Annotated in this window: 24 protein-coding genes; 13 read left to right on the forward strand and 11 right to left on the reverse strand. The window is 62.2% G+C overall.

Annotated features, from left to right (window positions below; genetic code table 11):
- From LDZ27_RS16205 to LDZ27_RS16225, 5 genes are all read right to left on the reverse strand, one after another.
- Nucleotides 1-345: a hypothetical protein gene (locus tag LDZ27_RS16205; protein ID WP_244816995.1), complete on the reverse strand. Its 345-nt coding sequence runs from the start codon at nt 343-345 to the stop codon at nt 1-3.
- Between the two features lie 152 nt (nt 346-497).
- Entirely contained in the window at nt 498-1,286 is a 789-nt protein-coding gene (locus LDZ27_RS16210; protein WP_244816996.1) for a class I SAM-dependent methyltransferase, read from the reverse strand.
- 23 nt (nt 1,287-1,309) lie between these two features.
- Nucleotides 1,310-2,089, reverse strand: coding sequence for an ABC transporter substrate-binding protein (locus LDZ27_RS16215; protein ID WP_244816997.1), 780 nt, complete (start codon nt 2,087-2,089; stop codon nt 1,310-1,312).
- A 147-nt stretch (nt 2,090-2,236) separates the two neighbouring features.
- Nucleotides 2,237-2,641, reverse strand: coding sequence for an Hsp20/alpha crystallin family protein (locus tag LDZ27_RS16220; protein ID WP_244816998.1), 405 nt, complete (start codon nt 2,639-2,641; stop codon nt 2,237-2,239).
- Nucleotides 2,642-2,665: 24 nt separating this feature from the next.
- The gene (locus LDZ27_RS16225; RefSeq protein ID WP_244816999.1) at nt 2,666-3,100 is read right to left on the reverse strand and encodes an Hsp20/alpha crystallin family protein; all 435 of its coding nucleotides are present in this window, start codon (nt 3,098-3,100) and stop codon (nt 2,666-2,668) included.
- A gap of 294 nt (nt 3,101-3,394) precedes the next feature.
- Here LDZ27_RS16225 and LDZ27_RS16230 point away from each other — a divergent pair, with 294 nt between their 5' ends.
- The 3 genes from LDZ27_RS16230 to LDZ27_RS16240 all read left to right on the forward strand — a co-directional run bounded on the left by LDZ27_RS16230 (nt 3,395) and on the right by LDZ27_RS16240 (nt 6,034).
- Nucleotides 3,395-4,378 (forward strand): 2-dehydropantoate 2-reductase, encoded by a 984-nt coding sequence (locus LDZ27_RS16230; RefSeq protein WP_244817000.1) that lies wholly within the window; start codon nt 3,395-3,397, stop codon nt 4,376-4,378.
- Between the two features lie 10 nt (nt 4,379-4,388).
- The gene (locus LDZ27_RS16235) at nt 4,389-4,781 is read left to right on the forward strand and encodes a nucleotide pyrophosphohydrolase (protein WP_244817001.1); all 393 of its coding nucleotides are present in this window, start codon (nt 4,389-4,391) and stop codon (nt 4,779-4,781) included.
- An 80-nt stretch (nt 4,782-4,861) separates the two neighbouring features.
- Nucleotides 4,862-6,034 carry an acyl-CoA dehydrogenase family protein gene (locus LDZ27_RS16240; protein WP_244817002.1) on the forward strand — a complete coding sequence of 391 codons (1,173 nt, stop codon included), beginning with the start codon at nt 4,862-4,864 and terminating at the stop codon, nt 6,032-6,034.
- 111 nt (nt 6,035-6,145) lie between these two features.
- On the opposite strand, the gene LDZ27_RS16245 is transcribed toward LDZ27_RS16240, so the two are convergent.
- Nucleotides 6,146-6,367 carry a hypothetical protein gene (locus LDZ27_RS16245; protein ID WP_244817003.1) on the reverse strand — a complete coding sequence of 74 codons (222 nt, stop codon included), beginning with the start codon at nt 6,365-6,367 and terminating at the stop codon, nt 6,146-6,148.
- A gap of 16 nt (nt 6,368-6,383) precedes the next feature.
- Between LDZ27_RS16245 and LDZ27_RS16250 the strand changes: the two genes are divergently transcribed.
- A complete protein-coding gene (locus LDZ27_RS16250) occupies nt 6,384-6,623 on the forward strand; it encodes a hypothetical protein (protein WP_244817004.1) in 240 nt (79 codons plus the stop codon).
- Between the two features lie 185 nt (nt 6,624-6,808).
- On the opposite strand, the gene LDZ27_RS16255 is transcribed toward LDZ27_RS16250, so the two are convergent.
- Nucleotides 6,809-7,018 carry a DUF1059 domain-containing protein gene (locus LDZ27_RS16255; protein ID WP_244817005.1) on the reverse strand — a complete coding sequence of 70 codons (210 nt, stop codon included), beginning with the start codon at nt 7,016-7,018 and terminating at the stop codon, nt 6,809-6,811.
- A 102-nt stretch (nt 7,019-7,120) separates the two neighbouring features.
- Between LDZ27_RS16255 and LDZ27_RS16260 the strand changes: the two genes are divergently transcribed.
- The 3 genes from LDZ27_RS16260 to LDZ27_RS16270 are packed head-to-tail and all read left to right on the forward strand — an operon-like array spanning nt 7,121 to nt 8,688.
- Nucleotides 7,121-7,570, forward strand: coding sequence for a DUF3293 domain-containing protein (locus LDZ27_RS16260; protein ID WP_244817006.1), 450 nt, complete (start codon nt 7,121-7,123; stop codon nt 7,568-7,570).
- Nucleotides 7,571-7,607: 37 nt separating this feature from the next.
- Nucleotides 7,608-7,994 carry a tautomerase family protein gene (locus LDZ27_RS16265; RefSeq protein ID WP_244817007.1) on the forward strand — a complete coding sequence of 129 codons (387 nt, stop codon included), beginning with the start codon at nt 7,608-7,610 and terminating at the stop codon, nt 7,992-7,994.
- A gap of 4 nt (nt 7,995-7,998) precedes the next feature.
- Complete coding sequence (locus LDZ27_RS16270) at nt 7,999-8,688, forward strand: 4'-phosphopantetheinyl transferase superfamily protein (RefSeq protein WP_244817008.1); 690 nt, start codon at nt 7,999-8,001, stop codon at nt 8,686-8,688.
- Nucleotides 8,689-8,698: 10 nt separating this feature from the next.
- Here the strand turns inward: LDZ27_RS16270 and LDZ27_RS16275 are convergent, their stop codons facing one another.
- Nucleotides 8,699-9,205, reverse strand: coding sequence for a YgjP-like metallopeptidase domain-containing protein (locus LDZ27_RS16275; RefSeq protein WP_244817009.1), 507 nt, complete (start codon nt 9,203-9,205; stop codon nt 8,699-8,701).
- A 228-nt stretch (nt 9,206-9,433) separates the two neighbouring features.
- Here LDZ27_RS16275 and LDZ27_RS16280 point away from each other — a divergent pair, with 228 nt between their 5' ends.
- From LDZ27_RS16280 to LDZ27_RS16290, 3 genes are all read left to right on the forward strand, one after another.
- Nucleotides 9,434-9,940 carry a metal-dependent hydrolase gene (locus LDZ27_RS16280; protein ID WP_244817010.1) on the forward strand — a complete coding sequence of 169 codons (507 nt, stop codon included), beginning with the start codon at nt 9,434-9,436 and terminating at the stop codon, nt 9,938-9,940.
- Nucleotides 9,941-9,976: 36 nt separating this feature from the next.
- Entirely contained in the window at nt 9,977-10,474 is a 498-nt protein-coding gene (locus LDZ27_RS16285; protein ID WP_244817011.1) for an LEA type 2 family protein, read from the forward strand.
- Nucleotides 10,475-10,636: 162 nt separating this feature from the next.
- Complete coding sequence (locus LDZ27_RS16290) at nt 10,637-15,493, forward strand: NAD-glutamate dehydrogenase (RefSeq protein WP_244817012.1); 4,857 nt, start codon at nt 10,637-10,639, stop codon at nt 15,491-15,493.
- Here LDZ27_RS16290 and LDZ27_RS16295 read toward each other — a convergent pair.
- A complete protein-coding gene (locus LDZ27_RS16295) occupies nt 15,490-15,678 on the reverse strand; it encodes a hypothetical protein (protein WP_244817013.1) in 189 nt (62 codons plus the stop codon). The genes LDZ27_RS16290 and LDZ27_RS16295 overlap by 4 nt on opposite strands.
- A 279-nt stretch (nt 15,679-15,957) precedes the next feature.
- Here LDZ27_RS16295 and LDZ27_RS16300 point away from each other — a divergent pair, with 279 nt between their 5' ends.
- The 3 genes from LDZ27_RS16300 (at nt 15,958) to LDZ27_RS16310 (ending at nt 19,477) form a co-directional block, all read left to right on the forward strand.
- Nucleotides 15,958-17,103 carry a sensor histidine kinase gene (locus tag LDZ27_RS16300; protein WP_244817014.1) on the forward strand — a complete coding sequence of 382 codons (1,146 nt, stop codon included), beginning with the start codon at nt 15,958-15,960 and terminating at the stop codon, nt 17,101-17,103.
- Nucleotides 17,100-17,747: a response regulator transcription factor gene (locus tag LDZ27_RS16305; RefSeq protein WP_244817015.1), complete on the forward strand. Its 648-nt coding sequence runs from the start codon at nt 17,100-17,102 to the stop codon at nt 17,745-17,747. Before LDZ27_RS16300 ends, LDZ27_RS16305 begins: the two co-directional genes overlap by 4 nt.
- Nucleotides 17,748-18,091: 344 nt before the next feature.
- Nucleotides 18,092-19,477: an FAD-binding oxidoreductase gene (locus LDZ27_RS16310; protein ID WP_244817016.1), complete on the forward strand. Its 1,386-nt coding sequence runs from the start codon at nt 18,092-18,094 to the stop codon at nt 19,475-19,477.
- 14 nt (nt 19,478-19,491) lie between these two features.
- Here LDZ27_RS16310 and LDZ27_RS16315 read toward each other — a convergent pair whose 3' ends face one another.
- A complete protein-coding gene (locus LDZ27_RS16315; RefSeq protein ID WP_244817017.1) occupies nt 19,492-19,821 on the reverse strand; it encodes a host attachment protein in 330 nt (109 codons plus the stop codon).
- A 109-nt stretch (nt 19,822-19,930) separates the two neighbouring features.
- Nucleotides 19,931-21,427: a succinate CoA transferase gene (locus LDZ27_RS16320; RefSeq protein ID WP_244817018.1), complete on the reverse strand. Its 1,497-nt coding sequence runs from the start codon at nt 21,425-21,427 to the stop codon at nt 19,931-19,933.
- Between the last annotated feature and the right edge of the window lie 242 nt (nt 21,428-21,669).

Below are 21,669 nucleotides of genomic sequence, written 5' to 3' on the forward strand. Positions count from 1 at the left end.
TCAGGCATTTGCATGCGCGCTGAGGCGATGCATATGTGTTCGCTGGCGTGCCGCGCTCTTCTTCCCGTCGCGCGATGCGGCGAGATGCGCTTGCAGACGTTCGCACACGTCTTTTCTGCGCACAGGGTTGAGCGGATCGCACAGACGAATGGTGAGCGTCGATGCCTTCAGGTGCAGCGGCATCGGCGTGTCGGCTTCCGGCGCTTCCCAAAGTACGACGGTATGCGTGCCGTCCGATACTTGCACGACCTGAAAGCACGCGAGATTGATCTTGCTAAGTTCGTGAGGTTCGATCGAGTGATGCATGATGTCCCCGAAATAGTTGCTCCATGCGGTGCACTTCATGCAAACACTATGCCGATGCCCTCTCGCGCGCGGTTTCATGGTCTGCGGCAGCGACTGTGTAACTTCCTGCGTGCCGTGCGTGAAAAAACGAAAGTCATTTGATTGGCTCGAACGTATTCGTCGGAAGTTCGATTCGATTCGACGAGTACTGCCTAAGCGCTTTCTTTAATCGCGATGAACGCGGCGGTTTCGTAAGGCACAGTCACCGCTTTCTTGCCGCGAAGCTCGGGCTCGGATTCGATCAGCGCGCGAAGCTCCGCGTCGATGCGCTCGCGCGCGTCCTCCGGCAGCGCGGCGACAAAGCTCGTCGAACGCACGCGATGCACGATCACGTCTTCGGGGGAGCCAGTATGGCCAAGCGAAAAATGCGTTTCTTTTAGCGGCCCGAAGCCGGGATGCGGAAATGCGCTGCGCCACGCGCCGGTGTAATAGCGCGGCGTGTCGCCTTCGTGCCGATTGACGATTTCATCGAGCCGTGCGACCCAGGGCACGCGCGCATCGCGCAGATTCCATACGAGACCGAGGCGGCCGCCCGGCTTGAGCACGCGATGAATTTCGCTCAGCGCGTCGCGGCTTGCGAACCAGTGAAAGGACTGCGCGCAGACGACCGCATCGACGGATGCATCGTCGAGCGGCAGCGCCTGCGCCGTGCCCTTGAGCGCCCTGACGTTTGGCAACGCGGTGGCGAGCTTGCCGCGCATCGAATCGACCGGCTCGACGGCGATCACGCTCGCGCCGGTATCGACAAGGCGCGGCGTGAACTTGCCCGTGCCCGCGCCGAGATCGACGACGCTTGCGCCCGGTTCAAGCCCGAGCGCACCGGTGAGCCAGCCCGCGAGTTCCGGCGGATAGTCCGGGCGTCCGCGCACGTAACTGTCGGCATTGGCCATATAGCCCGCAGCCGCCGCCCGATGCACGGCGTCAGATCCGGTTTGCGTCATCGCGTTGGCTCCTCTCGTTCAACTCATTCGCCGTAGATATCGAAGTCGAAATACTTCTGCTCGATGCGCTTGTACGTGCCGTCCTTGATCATCGCGGCAATCGCGCCATCGAGCTTCTCCTTGAGATCGGTGTCTTCCTTGCGTAAGCCGATTGCCGTGCCGGGACCGAAAATCGCGCTGTCTTCAAGCGCGGGCCCGGCAAAAGCGTAAGGCTTGCCGCGCGGCGTATCGAGAAAACCGCGTTCGGCCTGCACCGCGTTTTGAAGCGAGGCGTCGAGACGTCCCGTCAGTAAATCGGCATAGACCTGATCCTGATCCGCATACGATACGACCGTTACGCCCTTGGCGCCCCAATGCGCCTTGGCGTAAGTTTCCTGCATGGAACCTTGTTCCACGCCGACAGACTTGCCCGCAAGCGATTCCGCCGTCGGCTCGATCCTCGAATCGCGCTTTGCGACGAGCCGCGTAGGGACATGAAAGAGTTTGCTCGAGAAAGCAATCTGCTTGACGCGCGCGGGCGTCATGGACATGGTGGAGAGAACGCCGTCGAACTTGCGCGATTTCAGACCGGGAATCATGCCGTCGAACGCATTTTCGACCCACACGCATTTTGCGTCGAGACGGCGGCACAGTTCGTTGCCGACATCGATATCGAAGCCGACGAGCTTGCCGTCGGGCGCTTTCGACTCGAACGGCGGATAGCTGGCGTCGACGCCGAAGCGAATGGTCGACCAGTCTTTGGCGTGCGCGCCAATGGATACGGTCAGCATTGAACTCAACAACACCGTCAGCAGCGTCTTCACGATCGTCCCTTCTTAGCGATGAGTTTAAGGATAGCGTTTTAAACCGTCGCTAAAGATTATAGAGGGGCGCTTGAAGCGAATAAGAAAACGGCCGCGAAAATCGCGGCCGTTGCTGCCTGAAGAGTGCGTTGACGCCTGCCGAATCCCTCAGCTCGCGCGCACTTCGATACGACGCGGACGCGCTTCTTCGCGGCGCGGAATGGTCAGCTTGAGCACGCCATTCGTGAGGTTCGCATCGATTTTCGTGGTGTCGAAATCGTCGCTCACGCTAAAGGCGCGGGCAAAGCGCGGCGCGCGCACTTCGGCGTGACGCAGGCGCAAACCCGCTTGCGCCGGAATAGCCGCCTCTGCTTCGATATAAAGCCGCGCGTCATGCACTTTCACCTCGAGCTTGTCGCGCGGCACGCCGGGCAAGTCGGCCCATAGCGTGATGCCGTGACTGTCTTCGACGATATCCACTGCCGGCGTAATCGTTGGGCGGCGCACGTTGTCGTCGCTCTTGCGCGCGAGTTCGCTTTCATTGCGCTCGGTCATTTGCGTGTTGTCGCTCATGTTATTGCTCCCCAATCTTTCTCGTTACTGAATGGTGATGGCGCGCGGCTTGGACGCTTCGCGCTTGCCGACCGTAATGGACAGCGTGCCGTTTTCGTAGCGCGCTTGCACCTTGTCGATATCCGCGTTTTGCGGCAGTTCGATCACGCGGCGGAAGCTGCCCGTAAAGCGTTCTTTCGCATAAGTGCGCGCGCCTTCGGTCAACGCTTCGGCCTTGCGCTCGCCGCTTATCGTGAGCGTGCCTTTATCGACCGTCACATCGAGCGATGCGGGATCGACGCCCGGCGCAAACGCGACAATCTGAACGGCGTCGTCCGTGCTGCCGATATTCAATTGCGGGAATACATCGGCACGGCTCGAACGGATGCTCGACGGAAGATTGCCGAAGAGCGTCGACATCTGCCGCTGCACGCGGTCGAGTTCCGCGAACAGGTCGCCGCCAAAGTAAAAGTCACTCATGGTCCAGTCTCCGGAAAAGCGGCCGATTGAGGCCGGCGCGCAAGGAAAAAGAGAAAGTGTTCGATAAGGACAGCGCCTTTTTGCCGTCGCTGCCTTTGAATCCAAAATAGGAGCGGGGGCTATCGTTTCAATACCGAAAAACGCATGTCCCAGCGGTTTTCTTATTCATCGGGTGACTCTTGAAACGGGCGCTCGCGCTCCTAGATTGCATCGTTTATGCGCCTCGCACGCGCAACCTCGACCGGCCATACGCTCTTACAATGAGCGCTTCATTCTCACGACGGGGACGGCACGATGAAGGCATGCATTTACGGCGCGGGCGCAATCGGCGGATGGATCGGCGTGAAGCTCGCGCAGGCGGGTTGCGATATCAGCGTGGTCGCGCGCGGCGCGACGCTCGATGCGCTCGGAACGCGCGGCCTGCAACTCGTCGAGAAGGATGCGACGCATACGGTGCGCGTCGACGCAGCGGCCGCGCCGGAAGAACTCGGCGCGCAGGACCTCGTCGTCGTGGCCGTCAAGGCGCCGGCGATGGAATCGGTGGCCGCGCATATCGCGCCGCTTCTGAACCCGCAAACCGTGGTGCTGACCGCGATGAACGGCGTGCCGTGGTGGTTCTGCGACGGCCTTGGCGAACCGTTCGCGGGCAAGCGCCTTTCATCGGTCGATCCGCACGGCGCGATCGCCGCGGCCATCCCCAGCGGGCAAACCGTGGGCTGCGTCGTGCATGCGAGTTGCGTCGTGCAGGCGCCGGGCGTGATCGGCCATCGTCAGGGAAAGGCACTCATTTTCGGCGAAGCGAGCGGCAAGCCGAGCGCGCGCGTCGACTCGCTCGTCTCGCTCTTCGCGAAGGCGGGCTTCGATGCGTCGGGCTCGCCGCTCATCCAGCGCGACGTCTGGTTCAAGCTCTGGGGCAACATGACGATGAACCCGATCAGCGCGATCACCGGCGCCACGACGGATCGCATTCTGGGCGACGAACTCGTGCGCGGCTTCGTCACGAACGTGATGCTCGAAGCGAAGGAAATCGGCGCGCGCTTTGGCATTCCTATCGAGCAGCAGCCGGAAGATCGCCACGCGGTCACGCTCAAGCTCGGCGCGATGAAGACGTCGATGCTGCAGGACGTCGAAGCGGGCAAGGCCGTCGAACTCGATGCGCTCGTCGCGTCCGTGCGCGAACTCGGCGCCATCACCGGCGTGCCGACGCCTTTCACCGATGCGCTGCTCGGTCTCGCGCGCCTGCATGCGCGCACGCTGGGCCTTTATCCGGCGCAATGAGGGCGACGACATGAACGAGCAAGGCAACAACGAGCACGACGACGCGCCCGCGAGCGAACTCATCGCGATGCGCGACCTGCTGCGCGACTTCGTGCGCGAGCGCGACTGGAGCCGCTTTCACTCGCCGAAGAACCTGGCGGCGGCGTTGAGCGTGGAGGCAAGCGAACTGCTGGAGCCGTTCACCTGGCTTGCCACCGGCGACAAGACCGAACTCGACGACGCGAAGCTCCGCGCGATTCGCCACGAAATGGCGGACGTGCTCGCCTATCTCGTCATGCTGGCCGATGCGCTCGACGTGGACCTGCATCGCGCGCTCGTCGAGAAGATGGCGATCAATCGCGCGAAGTATCCGGCGCACAAGGTTCGCGGCGACGCGCGCAAGTACAGCGAATACGACGAATGAGCGTGGCAATGAAACGCATGAATGACAACGCGCACGCACGCGGTTAGGCTCGCATAAACCACTGACAACAAGGATCGCCGATGGACTTTTCGCTTTCGCCGGAGTTGACCGAATTGCAGGCGCGCGTGCGCGCGTTCGTCGCGGATGAAATCGTGCCCTTCGAGCGCGATCCGCGCTGCACGCCGCATGGACCGAACGAAGCGTTGCGCGCCGAACTGATCGCGAAGGGCCGCAAGGCGGGACTGTTGTCGAGTCACGTATCGCCGGAATTCGGCGGATTGGGGCTGGGTCACGTCGCGAAGGCCATTCTGTTCGAGGAAGCGGGCTATTCCCCGCTCGGGCCGGTTGCGCTCAACATCGCCGCGCCCGACGAGGGCAACATGCATCTGCTCGAAGCCATCGCGACGCCCGAGCAGAAGGCGCGCTGGCTGCGTCCGCTGGCGGCGGGCGAGATTCGCTCGTGCTTCTGCATGACCGAGCCGCCGCCCGGCGCGGGCGCGGACCCCGCGATGCTGCAAACCACCGCCACCCGCGACGGCGACGATTACGTGATCGATGGCCGCAAGTGGTTCATCACCGGCGCGGAGGGCGCGTCGGTGGCGATCGTCATGGCGAAATTCGCGGACGGTCCCGCGACGATGTTTCTCGCCGACATGTCGAGTCCCGGCATCGTGATCGAGCGGTCGATGGATTCGCTCGATACGTGTTTTCCGGGCGGCCACGGCGTCGTGCGGTTCGACGGGCTGCGCGTGCCGGCGGCGAACGTGCTCGGCGAGGCGGGCGAGGGCTTTCGCTACGCGCAGGTGCGTCTGTCGCCGGCGCGCCTCACGCACTGCATGCGCTGGCTGGGCGCGGCGCGGCGCGCACACGATGTCGCAAGCGAACATGCGCGGCGGCGTCAGGCGTTCGGCAAGGCGCTCGGGGAACACGAAGGCGTCGGCTTCATGCTGGCCGACAACGAAATGGACCTGCATGTGACGCGCCTCGCGATCTGGCACTGCGCCTGGGTGCTGGATCAGGGCGTATTAGGAAAGCACGAGTCGAGCATCGCGAAGGTGGTGTCGTCAGAGGCGCTGTGGCGCGTCGTCGACCGCTCGGTGCAAGTGCTCGGCGGACAGGGCGTGACGCACGAAACGGTCGTCGCACGCATCTTCGCCGACATGCGCGCGTTCCGGATTTACGACGGTCCGTCGGAGGTGCATCGCTGGAGCATCGCGCGGCGAATCTTGCGCGCGGACAGGGCGCGCGTGTAACGCGTTCTCTCTTTGTGCACTGCGCCACGGACGAGCGTCGTGGCCGGTTGCGGCGTGCGCAACGAGTGCCGCGATCCGGTTACATCTTGTAGCCATTTGCTGCGAACTTTGTCAGATTTCCCGCTTGCGTTTCATCGACGCCACGCCTCGGGAAACCCCTTGTTGCGGCGCAGCATCCCATTGAGTATGCTGTTCTTCGCGGGCGGCTTCGCCGTCATTCTTGCAAACAACAAACATCGCCCGGAGGGGAGCTTCTCCAAGGGCCTCAAACGAGAAGCGCCGGTAATCAAGAACGTTCGTCGAGGCGGGCAGCGCGCCCTCGTGAGCGTCCACTTGAAGGAGCCGCAATATGGACCTGAGCAGACCGTCGAATCCGACGCTGCACGTCTTCCAGCAGGAAGGCGGGTGGCACTGGGGCATTACCGTCGAACGCGCGGCGGGGGGCGGCATGAAAGTCGTCGCCTATAGCGACGAAGGTTTCGACTCGGAAGACGAAGCGCGCGAAGACGGCGAGTACGTGCTGCGCTCGGAAGACTGGCGCTCGCGCCAGAGCTTCAGCCGAAGCGAGCGGCGCACCGGCTGCTCTTGAGCGCGGCCGGCTTACGCCGTTTCGCTGGTCTTCCGTTCGTCTTTCCACGCCTCCATCAAGGCACCTTTCCCCCAAGCGATTAGAGCGCGACACTTCACGCACCGCATCCGAAGCGAGGCGCGCATCATGTCATCCGCGTCCGTCGACGACTTCCCCCCACGCAACGCCCGACGACCCGCGCTTCGTCATGCGCCCGGCCGGTCGATGGGCGGCGTTCCATCGTGGAAGAACTTCTTCAGCTCGGCGCGCAGTTCGGGCGATTCCGCGTGCCGGTGCGCGCTGACTGCGTGCTGCACGGCGGCTTCGAGCAGCTCCTCTTCGGAGTCGGCGGCGAGCGCCACGGTGCAGTTCATGTCGCTCGGGACTTCGCGGCAATCGATGTACTTGCGTGTCATGACATCCTCCTCCCGTGAGAGGGCGAGTTCGGTGTAGGCGGCGCCTTGTGCCCGAGCGCCCGAGTTTGCACGCGCGTGCGCGCTCCGGTAAGGTGCTTCTCCATGAACGATCATCTTTCTGCGACGCCGGCCTTGCCCGACGCGACGCTCGCCGCCTATCGCGCGGCCATCTATCGGATCGACGGCCCGCCGTCCATCGACATGACGATAGGCGCGAAAAGCGCTGACGCCGCGGCCTTGCTCGCGCGATATGGCGCGACGAGCGGCGTCTTCGTGACCGCGTTCAATCCATTCGGACGCGAACTGGGCGCAGAAGACAACGCGGCGCGTCACGCGGCGCTGAAGGCGCATATCGCACGCGCGGGATTGACCGCGTTGCCGGGCGCGGGGGTCGATCCGAAGCACATCTGGAGCGCCGAAACGAGTCTCTTCGTGCCCGGCGCGAGCGACGAGACCGCCGATGAGTGGTTGATCGCCTTCGAGCAGAATGCCGTCGTTTTGGTCGATGCAGACGGCATCCCGCACTTGCGCTTGCACCCGCGCTATCGCTAATAGAACGCTGAAAAGAACGCTGAAAAGGAGAGACGCCATGCCGCTCGTCAGAATCGACCTGTTGCAGGGAAAGGACGCCGCGTATCGTGCGACGATTGGCGATGCCGTCTACGAAGCGATGCGCGCGACGCTCGACGTACCGGAGAACGATCGCTTCCAGATCGTCTCGGAACATAGCGCGCCGGATTTCATCGTGGATCGCGGCTATATGGGAATCAGCCGGACCGACGATTGCATCGTGATTCAGGTGACGTTGAGCGAGGGGCGCGACATCGCGAAGAAGCGCGCGTTTTACCGCGCGGTCGTCGATGCACTGCACGAACGGCTCGACATGCGCCGGGAAGACGTCTTCATCAATCTGGTCGAAGTCAGAAAAGAGAACTGGTCCTTCGGCAACGGCGAAGCGCAATACGCGCCCGAGTAAGGACATGCAGCCGCCGTGCACGCCGTTGCAACCCGACGCGCCCGCCGACGTGCACGTGTGGCGTGTCGATATCGCGCTCGATGCGCCGCTCGACGCCGCCGCCGGAAACGTTCTGCAAGCACACGAAATGGAGCGCGCCGGGCGCTTTCTGCGCCATCACGATGCCGTGCGCTTCACGACGATGCGCGCGGCGCTGCGCAGGCTGCTTGCCTCCATGACGCACGCCGACGCCGCGCATCTAACGTTCGATACCGACGCCCACGGCAGGCCGAAACTCGCCATGCGCGATGCGCCCGATTTCAACGTGTCGCATTCGGGCGCGCACGGCCTGATCGCGATATCGCGTGCGCGGCGCGTGGGCGTCGATATCGAGGAAGCGCGGCTTTCGTTCGACTGGCGCGGGCTGGAGACATCGGTGTTGCATGATGCCGATGCCCGCGCGATCGACGCGCTGCCGCAAGGCGCGAGAAGCGGCGCATGGTTCGCGTGCTGGACCGCCAAGGAAGCCGTGCTAAAGGCGCAGGGCGAGGGCATCGGCGGCGAGAAGCTCGCGATGCCGGGCTTCTCCGTGCTGCCGCTCGGCGGCGCGCGCCGAACGCGTTTTGCGCTCTCCAAAGAAGCGGGCAGCTTCGATGCCGTACCGCTTGCCGCGCCCGCCGGCTATGCGGCGGCACTCGCCTGGTCCACGGAATAGCGCCCGGCGTTTATTCCACTCCGGTCCGAATCAGATCGCGATGCGTGAGGTACAGGCGCAGGTCGAATTCGATCTGATGGTAGCCGGGCTGCATCAATTCACATAGACGATAGAACGCCTTGTTGTGCTCGCTTTCCCGCAGATGGGCGAGTTCGTGCACGACGATCATCCGCAGAAATTCCGGCGCCGTGTCCCTGAAGAGCGACGCGATGCGAATCTCCTTCTTGGCCTTCAGCCTGCCGCCTTGCACGCGCGAGATCGCCGTATGCAGTCCGAGCGCATGACGCAGCACGTCGAGCTTGCTGTCGTAATACACCTTGTCGATGGCGGGCGCGACCTTGATGAACTCGTTCTTGAGATCCGCGCAGTATTGGTAGAGCGCGCGATCCGACTGGACCGCGTGCTTGTGAGGGTAACGCGCGTCGAGATACGGCCCGAGCTGCTGCTGGGCGATGAGTCGGCGCACCTTGTCCTGCAGCGCGTTGGGGTAGGCGCTGAGGTATTTCAGGTGTTGCATGTGCGGGTCGGGTGATGGCTTTCGATGCATGCGTGGCGTGCGCCTGTAGGCGCGCGAGACGGCGTCAGCATTCATTTTAGACATAGCGGCGCAAGCTCGCCGCCGATGTGCGGCAAAGCGTGTTTCGGCGCGCGCATATGCGTAAGTTTCTGTATCCGCGCGCGCAGCAAAGCAAGCCCCGTGCGAACATGCGCGCTTTCTTTCGCAAGCGCTTCAAGGCAGGTTCACATGGCATCGAGCAAGGCCCATCACGCGACCGGATGGGCAGCGGGCATCATCGCGGCGGCGCTTACGAGCAAGGCCACGGGCGTGGATTACATCGCGTGCGCGCTCGCGCTTCTTGGCGGCGTCGTGGGCGCGACCGCCCCCGACTGGCTCGAAGTCGCGTGGTGGACGCGCAAGCGCAAGCTCTGGGTCACGCATCGCACGGTTACGCATTGGGGCATCGGCTGGGCCGCGCTCGCCGCGCTCTCGTGGCATCTGCTCGGGCGTCATCCGGCCGTGCCTTTCGCGTTCGGCTTCGCGTGCGGCGGAATCATGCATCTGCTCGCGGACTGGCCGAATCCGCTCGGCGTGCCGTGGATCGCGGCGCGGCATTCGCTCAGGCTGTGGACGAGCGGGCATTGCGATCTCATCGTGGTCGGCGCGGCGTGGGTTGCGGCACTTTATGTCGTGGATGGTGTCTGGTTTCATCATGAGTATGGCCGCATGCTGCTGCATGCGCTGCATGCCTGAGCGTCCCCGAATTCCTCTAACAACCGGAACCTGCCCATGCAATCGAATCACGCGCGAAGCCGTTTCTTCCTCGTCATGCTCGCCTTCTTCGCGGTCCTCGCGTTGAGCGGATGCGCAGGCTTGCTCACCCGCGACGCGCCGCGCGTGAACGTCGCGGGCATCGAGCCGCTCGAAGGGCAAGGCCTCGAGATGCGCTTCGCGGTGAAGTTGCGCGTGCAGAATCCCAACGACACGCCGATCGATTTCGACGGCGTCGCGCTCGATCTCGACGTGAACGGCCGCGCGTTCGCGAGCGGCGTCTCGCCGCAGCGCGGCACGATCCCGCGCTTCGGGGAAGCTGTTGTCTCCGTGCCGGTGACGGTCTCGGCGTGGTCGGTGGCGCGGCAGGCACTCGGCTTTGCGAGCGGCGACGCGGTCACCAAAGTCTCCTACGTCGCGCGGGGGCGGCTCGCGGGCGGACCGTTCGGCGGCGCGCGTTTCTCGGATCAGGGCACGATCGACTTCCCGACCGGCAGCGGCGCGTTCGGTTACTGATCGGACGCTTCGGGCGCGTTTGTGTCCGAAGCGGAATCGCGATACGGCACGACGCGCCATTGTGCATCCGCACATGCGCGATGCCCGGCGCGTGCGTGCAAGCGGCGCATAATCGCCGAAGCGAAAGCGGCTCGAACATCCCGAACGCACGCGGAGGGCGCCATGCTAGTCAGAATCGACACGCGGGTCGAACACCTCATCAACGAGTTGCTCGGCTTTGCCAAAGGGCGCTTGCCCGAGCCAGCCTTCGCGATCATCGAGCCATTTCTTCGCGACTATTATCAGCAAGTCGATGTCGAGGACATTCAAAGCCGCGATGTCGCCGATCTCTATGGCGCGGCGATGGCGCACTGGCAGACGGCGCAGAAGTTCGTCGGCGGCCGCGAAGTGCTGCGCGTCTATAACCCGAATCTCGAACAGCATGGCTGGCATTCGGACCATACGATCGTCGAGATCGTCAACGACGACATGCCTTTTCTCGTCGATTCGGTGACGATGGAATTGAACCGTCTCGGGCTTGCACTGCATTCGGCGATTCATCCGGTGTTTCGCGTGTGGCGCGCAAAGGGCGGCGAGATCGAGCGCATCGGTCCCGGCCACGAAGATGCGGGCGATGCGCGCTCGCGCCTCGAATCGTTCATTCATTTCGAAGTGGACCGATGCAGCGAAGCCGAGCGGCTCGACGACGTGCGCGTGAACATCGCGCGCGTGCTCGGCGACGTGCGGGCGGCCGTGGAAGACTGGCCGAAGCTTCTCGATGCGGCGCGCGGCGCAATTGCGGATTTGCGCGCGCACGAGACGAGCGCGGAAGGCCTCGAAGCGCGCGCGTTTCTCGAATGGATGGTCGACGATCACTTCACGTTTCTCGGCGCGCGCGATTACGAACTGATCGATCACGAAGGCGGCTTTGCATTGCGCGGCATTGCGGGAACGGGCGCGGGGATTCTTCGCGAGTCATTGCGTGCGCAAGCGAATGAAGTGACGCCGCTGCCGCCGGGCGCTGCGGCGATCATCGAGGGCGCGGCGCCTATTTTTCTGACGAAAGCTAATACGCGCGCAACCGTGCATCGGCCAGGGTATCTGGACTATGTCGGCGTGAAGCGCACATCGCCCGATGGAAAAATCATCGGCGAGCGGCGCTTCATCGGGCTTTATACGTCCACGGCGTATCTCGTGCCGACATCGGAAGTGCCGATCGTGCGGCGCAAATGCGCGAATATCGTAAGGCGCGCGGGCTTTCTCGAAAAAGGGCATCTGCATAAATCGCTCGTGACCGTGCTCGAGCAATATCCGCGCGACGAGCTTTTTCAAGCCGACGAAGACGTGCTCTTCGACATTGCGCTAGGCGTCTTGCGCTTGCAGGAACATCAACGCACGCGGCTTTTCGTGCGGCGCGACCGCTTCGATCGCTTCGTGTCCTGTCTCGTCTTCGTGCCGCGCGACAAGTTCAATACGGATCTGCGCCGCCGCATTTCCAAAGTGTTGATGGCGGCGTTCAACGGCAAGAGCATCGAGTTCACGCCGTTCTTATCGGAGTCGCCGCTTGCGCGCATTCATATCGTCGTGCGCGCGGAGAAGGGCGCAATGCCCGATGTGGACACGCGCGAACTCGAAGCGCGCATCGTGCAGGTGGCGCGCCGCTGGCAAGACGATCTCGCCGATGCGCTCATCGACAGTCATGGCGAGGAAGAGGGCAATCGGCTCTTGCAGCGCTACGCCGATTCGTTTCCCGCGGGTTATCGCGAAGACTATCCGGCGCGCACGGCGGTGCGCGATATCGAATTGATCGAAGCCACGCAGCAGCGTGCGGGCGGCGTGGCGATGAGCCTGTATCGGCCGATCGAAGCGGCGATAGAAACGGGCAAGCGCGCGTTTCGCTTCAAGGTGTATCGCGTGGGCGAGCCGATTGCGTTGTCGCATAGCTTGCCGATGCTCGAACATCTCGGCGTGCGTGTGGACGAAGAGCGGCCCTATCTCATCGAACCGGCGAACGCGCAAAGAGCGTGGATACACGATTTCGGTCTTGAACTGCAGGACGATGTGGAATTCGATATCGATCGCGCCAAGCCCTTGTTCGAGCGTGCATTCGCAAGCGTATGGGCCGGCGAAATCGAGAACGATGACTTCAATCGTCTCGTGCTTCGCGCGCAGTTCGACGCGCGTGACGTGACCATCATGCGCGCGTATGCGAAGTATCTGCGGCAAGTCGGCTCCACATTCAGCGATGCATATATCGAGCGCGCGCTCATCGGCAATCCGTCGATTGCGAGGAAACTGATCGAACTCTTCAAGGTGCGCTTCGATCCGGTACTTACGCAGCGCGAGGATGAGGCAATGCGCATGCTCGCGGATATCGAAGCGGCGCTCGATCAAGTGCCGAATCTCGACGAAGACCGCATTTTGCGGCAGTTCCTGGGCGTCATCATGGCGACGGTTCGCACGAACCATTTCCAGCGCGATGAACAGGGCGAGCGGCGTGCGTGTCTGTCGTTCAAGCTCGATCCGTCGAAAGTGCCGGGCTTGCCGGAGCCTAAGCCGATGTTCGAAATATGGGTCTATGCGCCGCGCGTCGAAGGCGTGCATTTGCGCGGAGGACGCGTGGCGCGCGGCGGCTTGCGCTGGTCCGACAGGCGAGAGGATTTCCGCACAGAAGTGCTCGGCCTCATGAAAGCGCAGATGGTCAAGAACACGGTGATCGTGCCGGTCGGTTCGAAAGGCGGATTCGTCGTGAAGAACCCGCCGCCGCTTGCCGATCGCGAAGCGTTTCTCGCTGAAGGCGTCGCGTGTTATCGCATGTTTCTGCGCGGCCTGCTCGACGTGACGGATAACCGCACGCCAGAGGGCATCGTGCCGCCGCCGGATGTCGTGCGTCACGATGCGGACGATCCGTATCTCGTCGTCGCCGCCGACAAGGGCACCGCGACGTTCTCCGACTATGCGAACGCCATCGCGCATGAGTACGGCTTCTGGCTGGACGATGCGTTTGCGTCAGGCGGCTCGGTGGGCTATGACCACAAGAGGATGGGCATTACCGCGCGTGGCGCCTGGGAATCGGTCAAGCGTCATTTCCGCGAGATGAACTTCGATACGCAAACGACAGACTTCACGGTAGCCGGCATAGGCGACATGTCAGGCGATGTGTTCGGCAACGGCATGCTGCTTTCGCGGCATATCAAACTCATTGCGGCGTTCGATCATCGCCACATATTCCTCGATCCTTCGCCGGACATCGAGCGCAGCTTCGAGGAACGCAAGCGTCTCTTTGCGCTGCCGCGTTCGAGCTGGGCCGACTACGACGCCACGCTGATCTCGGCAGGCGGCGGCGTGTATCCGCGCACCGCGAAATCCATCGCCATTTCGCCGCAAGTGCGGGCGGCGCTGAACATCGGTGCATCGACGCTTGCGCCTAACGAACTCATTCGCGCGATTCTCTTGAGCCCCGTCGATCTGCTTTATAACGGCGGCGTCGGCACGTATGTCAAAGCGAGCATGGAAACGCACGCGCAAGTCGGCGACAAGACCAACGACGCGGTTCGCGTGAACGGCGCCGAACTGCGCTGCAAGGTCGTTGCTGAAGGCGGCAATCTGGGCTTTACACAACTGGGGCGCATCGAATTCGCACAGCAGGGCGGACGCATCAATACCGATGCAATCGATAATTCGGCCGGCGTCGATTGCTCGGACCATGAAGTCAACATCAAGGTTCTGCTTGGGCTCGTCGTCGCGGATGGCGAGATGACGCTCAAGCAGCGCAACGCATTGCTTGCGGAAATGACGGACGAAGTCGGCTTGCTCGTGCTAAAGGACAATTACGCGCAAACGCAGGCGCTCTCGATAGCCAGGCGTCACGTAGCCGAAACGCTCGATGCCGAAGCGCGCCTCATGCGCTATCTGGAGCGCGCCGGGCGGCTCAAACGCAAGATAGAGTTCTTGCCATCGGATCAGGACATTGCGCAGCGGGCCGCTGAAAAGCAGGGGCTTACGTCGCCTGAACGCGCAGTGCTGCTGGCCTATAGCAAGATGTGGCTCTACGATGAATTGCTGGAATCCGGCGTGCCTGAAGACCCGCTCGTCGCGGACATGTTGCCTGCCTATTTCCCACAGCCGCTTCAAAGCCGCTTTAACGCGGCGATGCAGCGTCACCCGCTCAAGCGCGAGATTCTCGCCACTTATCTGACGAATGCGCTCGTCAATCGCACGGGCTGCACGTTCGTGCATCGTCTGATGGAAGAGACGGATGCGCGACCGAGCGATATCGTCCGTGCGTCGCTGATGGCGCGCGATGTCTTCGAACTGGACGATCTATGGCGCAGCGTCGATGCGCTCGACAATCTCATCGCGGACGAAGTGCAGGCGCGCATGTTCGTCGATATCGCGCGTCTTCTCGACGACACGGCGCTCTGGTTTCTGCGTCATCTGATGCAGGGCGCATCCACGTCGGAAGATGGTAACGCGCTGCTTGCGCGCTGCCGTGAAGCGGTGCGACGCCTTGCACCGCGATTGCCCGCGTTGCTGCCCGCCGCGCAGCTCGACGCATGGTATGCGGGCCGTCGCGAGCTCGAAGATGCGGGCGTCGAAAGCACACTCGCAGCGCGTGTGGCGAGCGGCGAGATCGCGATAGCCGTGCTGGATAGCGCGGAAGTCGCGGCAGGCGCGGAGCGCAGTCTCGAACTGGTTGCGAGCGTGTACTTCGGCATCGGCACGCTGCTCGACTATCGCGGCATTGGCGAGCGTGCAATGGCGCTGCCCGTCGCGACGCATTGGGATCTGCTTGCACGCGCGGCGGCGCTCGAAGAACTCGCGCGGCTCAAGCGTGCGCTGACGGCGAGCGCGCTCGAGCAATCGCGGGGCATCGATGCACCGGAGGTCATCGTCGATAGCTGGCGCGCAAGACATCAGGACGCGATCGATCGTTATTCACGCCTGCTTGCCGAACTGCGCGCGAGCGGCGGTGCGAGCCTTTCGATGCTGCTCGTCGTCGTGCGCGAGATGGCCGCGCTGGAACGCGCCCGGAACTAGCGACGCTTCTTGCGACGCGGTGGCTCGGGCGGCGTCAGCGCCGCCGTCCAGAAGTCCGTCACCTGCTTTTGCGCGCGGCGCGTAGCCGCTGTCGTCGCATGTCCGCGTGCGGAACCTGCAATGGCATTCGCGCCGGAAAGCCACATGCTCATGAACGGATTCTTCTTCGTCCAGGGATTCTTCATGGGTCCACCTGATCGATAAGTGCCGCGCGTGCCGCGTCGAGCGATGACGCCGCATGCAGCGTGCCCACGCGCGAACGGTTGTGGTATTGATGGTGACTCGAGTGAGCGCGCATCGTTGTTTTGCCCGACGCAACAATCGTCGCGATTGAATGCGCGGCATTGTGTCCGTGCGATCGATTTACATCGCGCATCCTGCTGCCTACCATTCGGCTCATCGAACGGATACGGCTCGCACCATCGGGCAATGAGATGCGAGAGACTGACAGGAGCACGGAAGTCATGGCTATCGTGCATGCCACCACTGCTTTCAGAACGGTGTTGTCCGGCTTGACGCTTGCGCCGTTCGCGAGACGCAAAGCGATGCAGGAAGCCGCCTCAACCGATACTCGTCTGCGCGACACGCTCGAATCCGTGCCGCTCGCGATGCTCGTGTTAGAGACAGATGCACGCATCGCATTCGTCAATGCAAGCGCGGAAAGGCTTCTTGGCTATACGCTCAATGAACTCGTCGGCAAGACAGTGAATCTCGTCATGCCGGCCTTGCAGATGAGCGATAGCGGAGCGGCGCAAATCTTCGCGTACCGCAAGGACAGCACACAATTTCTCGCTGATGTCGCGCTAAACGCGATGCCCGGTGAAAGCGGGCTTACGCTTGCGGTTGTCGTCGATCGCAGCGAGCGTTATGAACTTCAGCGCAATCGCCAGGAACTCGCGCATGTGACGCGCATATCGATGCTGGGCGAACTCGCGGCATCGCTTGCGCACGAACTCAATCAACCGCTTACTGCCATTCTTAGCAACGCACAGGCGGCACAGCGCTTCGTCAGTCGCGATCCGGTCGATCTCGACGAAGTGCGCGAGATTCTGCAAGACCTCGTTGCGGACACTAACCGCGCGAGCGAGATACTGCGGCGTATCCGTGCGCTCGTTAAGAAAGGAGAACTCGAGAGGGCGCCGCTTTCGGTCGCAAGCGTGATAAACGATGTAGCGCTGCTCGTTCATAGCGATGCTGTCGTGCGTGGCATTCGCGTCGTGCTGGACGTCGATGCGCATCTGCCGCTCGTGCGCGGCGACAAGGTTCAGTTGCAGCAGGTCGTGCTCAATCTGCTGCTCAACGCATTCGATGCAATGGATGAGTGTGCTATCGGCGAGCGCTTGGTGGTTGTTTCCGCCATGCGCGACGAAAGCGCCGTGCGCGTGGAAGTTCGCGATGCGGGACACGGCTTGCCCGCCGCATTCGTCAATCAGTTATTCAAGCCTTTCCATACGTCGAAGCGCGATGGCCTCGGACTCGGTTTGTCGATCAGCCGCTCCATCGTCGAGATGCATGGCGGCCGCATCTGGGCGCGCAACAACAAAGAGCGTGGTGCGACCATCGCATTCACATTGCCCGTCGAGGCGGACATGCCCGCGCATTCGTCATGATCGAGCGCGTGTTCATCGTCGATGACGACGACAGTGTGCGCCGTGCATTGCGGCGTCTTCTGGAATCAGTGGGTTTCTGCGTTCAGGCGTTCGCCTCTGCGCAAGCGTTTCTCAATCATCAGCGAGCGCTTGCAACGCCCGCTTGCCTGGTACTCGATGTGCAAATGCCCGGCGTTAATGGCCTCGAATTGCAGCGCGCCATGCAGGGAACGAGCGAAACCTTGCCGATCATCTTTATGACGGGCCACGGCGACATCGCGATGACCGTCAGCGCGATGAAGGCGGGCGCGACTGACTTCCTCGCCAAGCCGATTAGCGATATGGCCTTGCTCGATGCCATTGGCGCGGCGCTGGAACGTTCCGCAAATGCGCTCGCGCGCCAAATGGAACTCGATTCCATCCAGCGACGCATCGGGCGTCTTACACCGCGCGAGCGCGAAGTGTTCGCGCTCGTCGCGGATGGATTGCCGAATAAGCAGGTCGCGTGCGAACTGGGCACCGTTGAAAAAACAGTGAAGGTGCATCGCGCGCGCGTCATGGAAAAGATGGAAGCCCATTCCCTTGCGGAACTGGTGCGCATGTCGGACAAGGCGGGGATTTCTGCGAGCAGTGCTCGGCGCTTGTCAGGGTCATCGGTGACTTGAGGTGCGCCGACATCAATGCTTATAAGAGACCTTAGCATCGAGCTAATTAAGCAGTGCGTTCTTAACGCCTTCAATGCATGAAGCGCTGCATTCCACTCGGCATCCTCAAGGCAAGTTTGTCCGATGCATGCTAGATGTCGTGCGAAAAATTGCTGCCCGAGGGCTTTACATTCCGTAATGCCGCGCCTTTAATCGACAAGCGGACGCACACGTCCGTTACCGCAATCCGCTTCATTGTCTATCGCGCCGCACACTTGCGGACCGAAGCGGAATCCTTGCGCTTTAGCGTTCCAGATGGCAGGGTCGGGCACGTCGCAGCGCGTCTTCATGCAGCGAGGTTCTAAATGGTCAACATCCCGGTCGAGGCACTCGATACCCTCAAGACGTCCGTGCGCGGAAAAGTAATCGCGCCCGCCGATTCCGATTACGACGATGCGCGCAAAGTGTGGAACGCCACCATCGACAGGCATCCGGCACTCATCGTGCGTTGCGCAGGCACGGCCGATGTCATCGCGGCCTTGGCGTTCTCGCGCCAGAATGGCCTGCTGTTGTCGATACGCGGCGGCGCCCACAATATCGCAGGCAGCGCAGTAAGCGACGATGCTTTGATGATCGATCTGTCCGCGATGAAATCCGTGCGCGTCGACCCCCAGGCCAAGCGCGCGTATGTCGAGCCGGGCGCGCTGCTATCGGACTTCGACCACGAAGCGCAAGCGTTCGGTCTTGCGACACCTCTCGGCATCAATTCGACCACCGGCGTCGCGGGCCTGACGCTAGGCGGTGGCTTTGGGTGGATCAGTCGCAAGTTTGGCGTGACGGTTGACAACCTCGTCGCTGCCGATATCGTCACGGCCGATGGCCAATGGCGGCGCGTGAGCGCAGAGTCGGAGCCGGAGTTGTTCTGGGCGTTGCGCGGGGGCGGCGGAAACTTCGGCGTGGTGACGCTATTCGAATTCCGGCTCCACGAAGTCGGGCCGCAAGTTTATGGCGGGCTGGTCGTGTATCCGCTGGAACAGGCCGACACGGTGTTGCCGCAGTATCGCGAGCTGGTCGCGTCAGGCTCGGAAGACTTGACCGTGTGGGCTGTCATGCGCCTTGCGCCGCCCTTGCCATTCCTGCCGCCCGAAGTGCATGGCAAGCCTGTCATCGCGCTGGCGTGTTGCTATATCGGTCCAGTCGAGGATGGTGCGCGGGCGCTCGAAGCGGTGCGTGGCTTCGGCATGCCATACGGTGAGCATCTCGGCGCCATGCCCTTTACTGCGTGGCAAAAGGCATTCGATCCGCTGCTTACGCCCGGCGCGCGAAACTATTGGAAGTCGCATAACTTCGCCGCGCTCACCGACGATACGTTCGCCATCCTGACGAATGCGGTGCGTGATCTTCCTTCGCCTCATTGTGAGATTTTTATTGGCGCAATGGGCGGGCAGACGAACCGTGTTTCCCCCGATGCAACGGCATACGCGAACCGGGACTCGGCCTTCACGATAAACATCCATGGCCGATGGACCGAAGCGTCGGACGACGACAGATGCACGCAATGGGCCCGCGATATGTTCGCCGCGTTGACGCCGCATGCACTCGGCAGCGTATATGTGAACTTCCTCACGGGCGATGAAGGGGATCGGGTCAAAGCCGCCTATGGACCGAACTATGAGCGGCTTGCGCAAGCTAAGCGGCGCTACGACCCGGACAACGTTTTCCGCAGCAATCAGAACATCCAGCCTGCGTGAAGTGGCGTGCACGGTTAATAACGTTCGATGTGACGGCGCGCGCGTTGCGCGTCGTTGCCTGGATCGTCGTGGACCAGTGCGCGGATGTCGCTGCTCAGGTAGACATCGAGGACACTAAGAAATGGCGCTTCAACGGCGAGACGCAAGCGATCGAAGCGATGATTCAGGCGGCTCTGCTCAAGAAACGTCGCGATCTCTTTAGCGAAAATGTCGCGTGAATTGACGCTATGTACTGCGCTGTTTCGAATGTCTTGCACCTGCTGAAGATCCAGCTTGAGGCCTCGCGTCTCGAAGACGCGCGCACGGTGTTCGTCGGCGGCCAGAACCCACGTAATGGCGGTCATGATGCTCCTCCCGTTCGCCAACGTGCGAACGATACTCGCGCCATTGTGCGCCTAAAGCCGCCGCGCGGCAGCCTCGAGTGCTAACGCAATGCAGCAACGCGCGAAACCGCTAGCCGAGCATCGAGCCGGTTTTCGCATAAAGCGCGTGCAGTGCGAACGCCTGATCGAGACGATGCGGCGTGTGCCCGCCAAGCGCGGATGCCTCGCGGAAATAATCGCGCAAGACATCGCGATAACTCGGATGCGCGCAACGCTCGATGATCGCCGACGCACGCTCACGCGGGGCTAGGCCCGTCAGATTCGCCAGGCCGCGCTCGGTGACGATCACGTCCACATCGTGCTCGTTGTGATCGCAATGCGAAACCATTGGGACGATGCTGGAAATACGGCCATCTTTCGCGACGGACTTAGTGGCAAAGACCGCGTAAGCCGCGTTGCGCGCGAAGTCGCCTGAGCCGCCTATGCCGTTCATCATGTGCGTTCCACCGACATGCGTGGAATTGACGTTGCCATAGATATCCGCTTCGAGCGCGGTATTGATGGCAATAAGACCGAGACGACGAATGACCTCAGGATGATTGCTCAGTTCTTGCGGACGCAGAACGAGGCGCTCCCGGTAGCGGTCGATGTCTCGAAGTACCTGCTCGTGGCGCTTCGCGGAAAGCGTCATCGACGCGCCGGACGCGAATTCGAGCTTGCCTGCATCGAATAAGTCGAACGCGGAGTCTTGGAGCACCTCGGAATATAGAGTGAGTGCATCAAAGGGCGATGCCGCGAAACCGGAGAGCACCGCGTTGGCAATGGTGCCGATGCCCGCTTGCAATGGCGGCAATCGCTTAGGCATGCGCCCGCGCGAGACTTCGTGCTGAAAGAATTCGACGAGATGGCCGGCAATCAGCGCAGTGTCCTGATCGGCGGGTAGTACGTTCGAAGAACTGTCCGGCTGATCCGTAACGACGATAGCAGCGATCTTGTCGGGCGCGATGTCGATGCAGGTTGCGCCGATGCGGTCACGCGCGTGGATGATGGGCAGTGGCCCGCGTGCGGGTCGCGGTTTAGGCGACCAGATGTCGTGCAGGCCTTCCAGCGCGAGCGGTTGCGCAAGATTGATTTCGACGATGACTTTTTCGGCGAGCGTCGCGAATGTCGCCGAATTTCCAACAGAAGTTGTTGGCACGATGCCGCCGGATTCCGTAATCGCCACGGCTTCGATGATCGCGATGTCGAGCTTGCCCAGGCGATTGTCGCGCAATAGCTCGACCGTTTCCGAGAGATGTTGATCGACGAACATGACTTCGCCGCGATTGATCGCGCGGCGCAATGTGGCATCGACCTGAAAAGGCAGACGGCGTTCGAGCGCGCCGGACTGCGTGAGAATGCCATCGGTGTCGTTGCCGAGCGATGCGCCTGTCATCAGCGTGATTCTGAGCGGTTCGCTCTCGTCGCGCGCGCGGCGTGCGATCTCGAGTGGCACGGCCTTGACATCGCCCGCGCGCGTAAAGCCGCTCGCGCCTACGCGCATGCCGTTGCGCACGAGTTGAGCGGCGTCGGCCGCAGTAGTGATTCTGGCGCGCAAGTCGGCACGACGAATGCGATCTTCGAACATCGACATCTCCATGAAACGGATAACTCATGCCTCGTCCTTTGTCTCGTCGTGCCTTTTTCGCATTGGCGCGCAGAGAGACGCGCGCGCGGTGAAGAGGCTTCCTTCGCACGGCGCTTCATTCGGACGAGTCGATGCTGACGGAGACTGGCGGGCAAGGCCGCGATTATAGGTATCGAATGGCGTTTTCATGGGTGCATCCATGAAAGGCCATCTCGCGTAATGCAATTCCTTTGCGCTTTGTC

The sequence above is a fragment of the Caballeronia sp. Lep1P3 genome, from assembly GCF_022879595.1.
Taxonomy (GTDB): domain Bacteria; phylum Pseudomonadota; class Gammaproteobacteria; order Burkholderiales; family Burkholderiaceae; genus Caballeronia.

Coding starts and splice junctions, on each gene's coding strand:
- LDZ27_RS16205 (WP_244816995.1), bottom strand. CDS start 345: ATGAAGTGCACCGCATGGAGCAACTATTTCGGGGACATCATGCATCAC.
- LDZ27_RS16210 (WP_244816996.1), bottom strand. CDS start 1,286: ATGACGCAAACCGGATCTGACGCCGTGCATCGGGCGGCGGCTGCGGGC.
- LDZ27_RS16220 (WP_244816998.1), bottom strand. CDS start 2,641: ATGAGCGACAACACGCAAATGACCGAGCGCAATGAAAGCGAACTCGCG.
- LDZ27_RS16225 (WP_244816999.1), bottom strand. CDS start 3,100: ATGAGTGACTTTTACTTTGGCGGCGACCTGTTCGCGGAACTCGACCGC.
- LDZ27_RS16230 (WP_244817000.1), top strand. CDS start 3,395: ATGAAGGCATGCATTTACGGCGCGGGCGCAATCGGCGGATGGATCGGC.
- LDZ27_RS16235 (WP_244817001.1), top strand. CDS start 4,389: ATGAACGAGCAAGGCAACAACGAGCACGACGACGCGCCCGCGAGCGAA.
- LDZ27_RS16240 (WP_244817002.1), top strand. CDS start 4,862: ATGGACTTTTCGCTTTCGCCGGAGTTGACCGAATTGCAGGCGCGCGTG.
- LDZ27_RS16250 (WP_244817004.1), top strand. CDS start 6,384: ATGGACCTGAGCAGACCGTCGAATCCGACGCTGCACGTCTTCCAGCAG.
- LDZ27_RS16255 (WP_244817005.1), bottom strand. CDS start 7,018: ATGACACGCAAGTACATCGATTGCCGCGAAGTCCCGAGCGACATGAAC.
- LDZ27_RS16260 (WP_244817006.1), top strand. CDS start 7,121: ATGAACGATCATCTTTCTGCGACGCCGGCCTTGCCCGACGCGACGCTC.
- LDZ27_RS16265 (WP_244817007.1), top strand. CDS start 7,608: ATGCCGCTCGTCAGAATCGACCTGTTGCAGGGAAAGGACGCCGCGTAT.
- LDZ27_RS16270 (WP_244817008.1), top strand. CDS start 7,999: ATGCAGCCGCCGTGCACGCCGTTGCAACCCGACGCGCCCGCCGACGTG.
- LDZ27_RS16275 (WP_244817009.1), bottom strand. CDS start 9,205: ATGCAACACCTGAAATACCTCAGCGCCTACCCCAACGCGCTGCAGGAC.
- LDZ27_RS16280 (WP_244817010.1), top strand. CDS start 9,434: ATGGCATCGAGCAAGGCCCATCACGCGACCGGATGGGCAGCGGGCATC.
- LDZ27_RS16285 (WP_244817011.1), top strand. CDS start 9,977: ATGCAATCGAATCACGCGCGAAGCCGTTTCTTCCTCGTCATGCTCGCC.
- LDZ27_RS16290 (WP_244817012.1), top strand. CDS start 10,637: ATGCTAGTCAGAATCGACACGCGGGTCGAACACCTCATCAACGAGTTG.
- LDZ27_RS16295 (WP_244817013.1), bottom strand. CDS start 15,678: ATGAAGAATCCCTGGACGAAGAAGAATCCGTTCATGAGCATGTGGCTT.
- LDZ27_RS16300 (WP_244817014.1), top strand. CDS start 15,958: ATGGCTATCGTGCATGCCACCACTGCTTTCAGAACGGTGTTGTCCGGC.
- LDZ27_RS16305 (WP_244817015.1), top strand. CDS start 17,100: ATGATCGAGCGCGTGTTCATCGTCGATGACGACGACAGTGTGCGCCGT.
- LDZ27_RS16310 (WP_244817016.1), top strand. CDS start 18,092: ATGGTCAACATCCCGGTCGAGGCACTCGATACCCTCAAGACGTCCGTG.
- LDZ27_RS16315 (WP_244817017.1), bottom strand. CDS start 19,821: ATGACCGCCATTACGTGGGTTCTGGCCGCCGACGAACACCGTGCGCGC.
- LDZ27_RS16320 (WP_244817018.1), bottom strand. CDS start 21,427: ATGTTCGAAGATCGCATTCGTCGTGCCGACTTGCGCGCCAGAATCACT.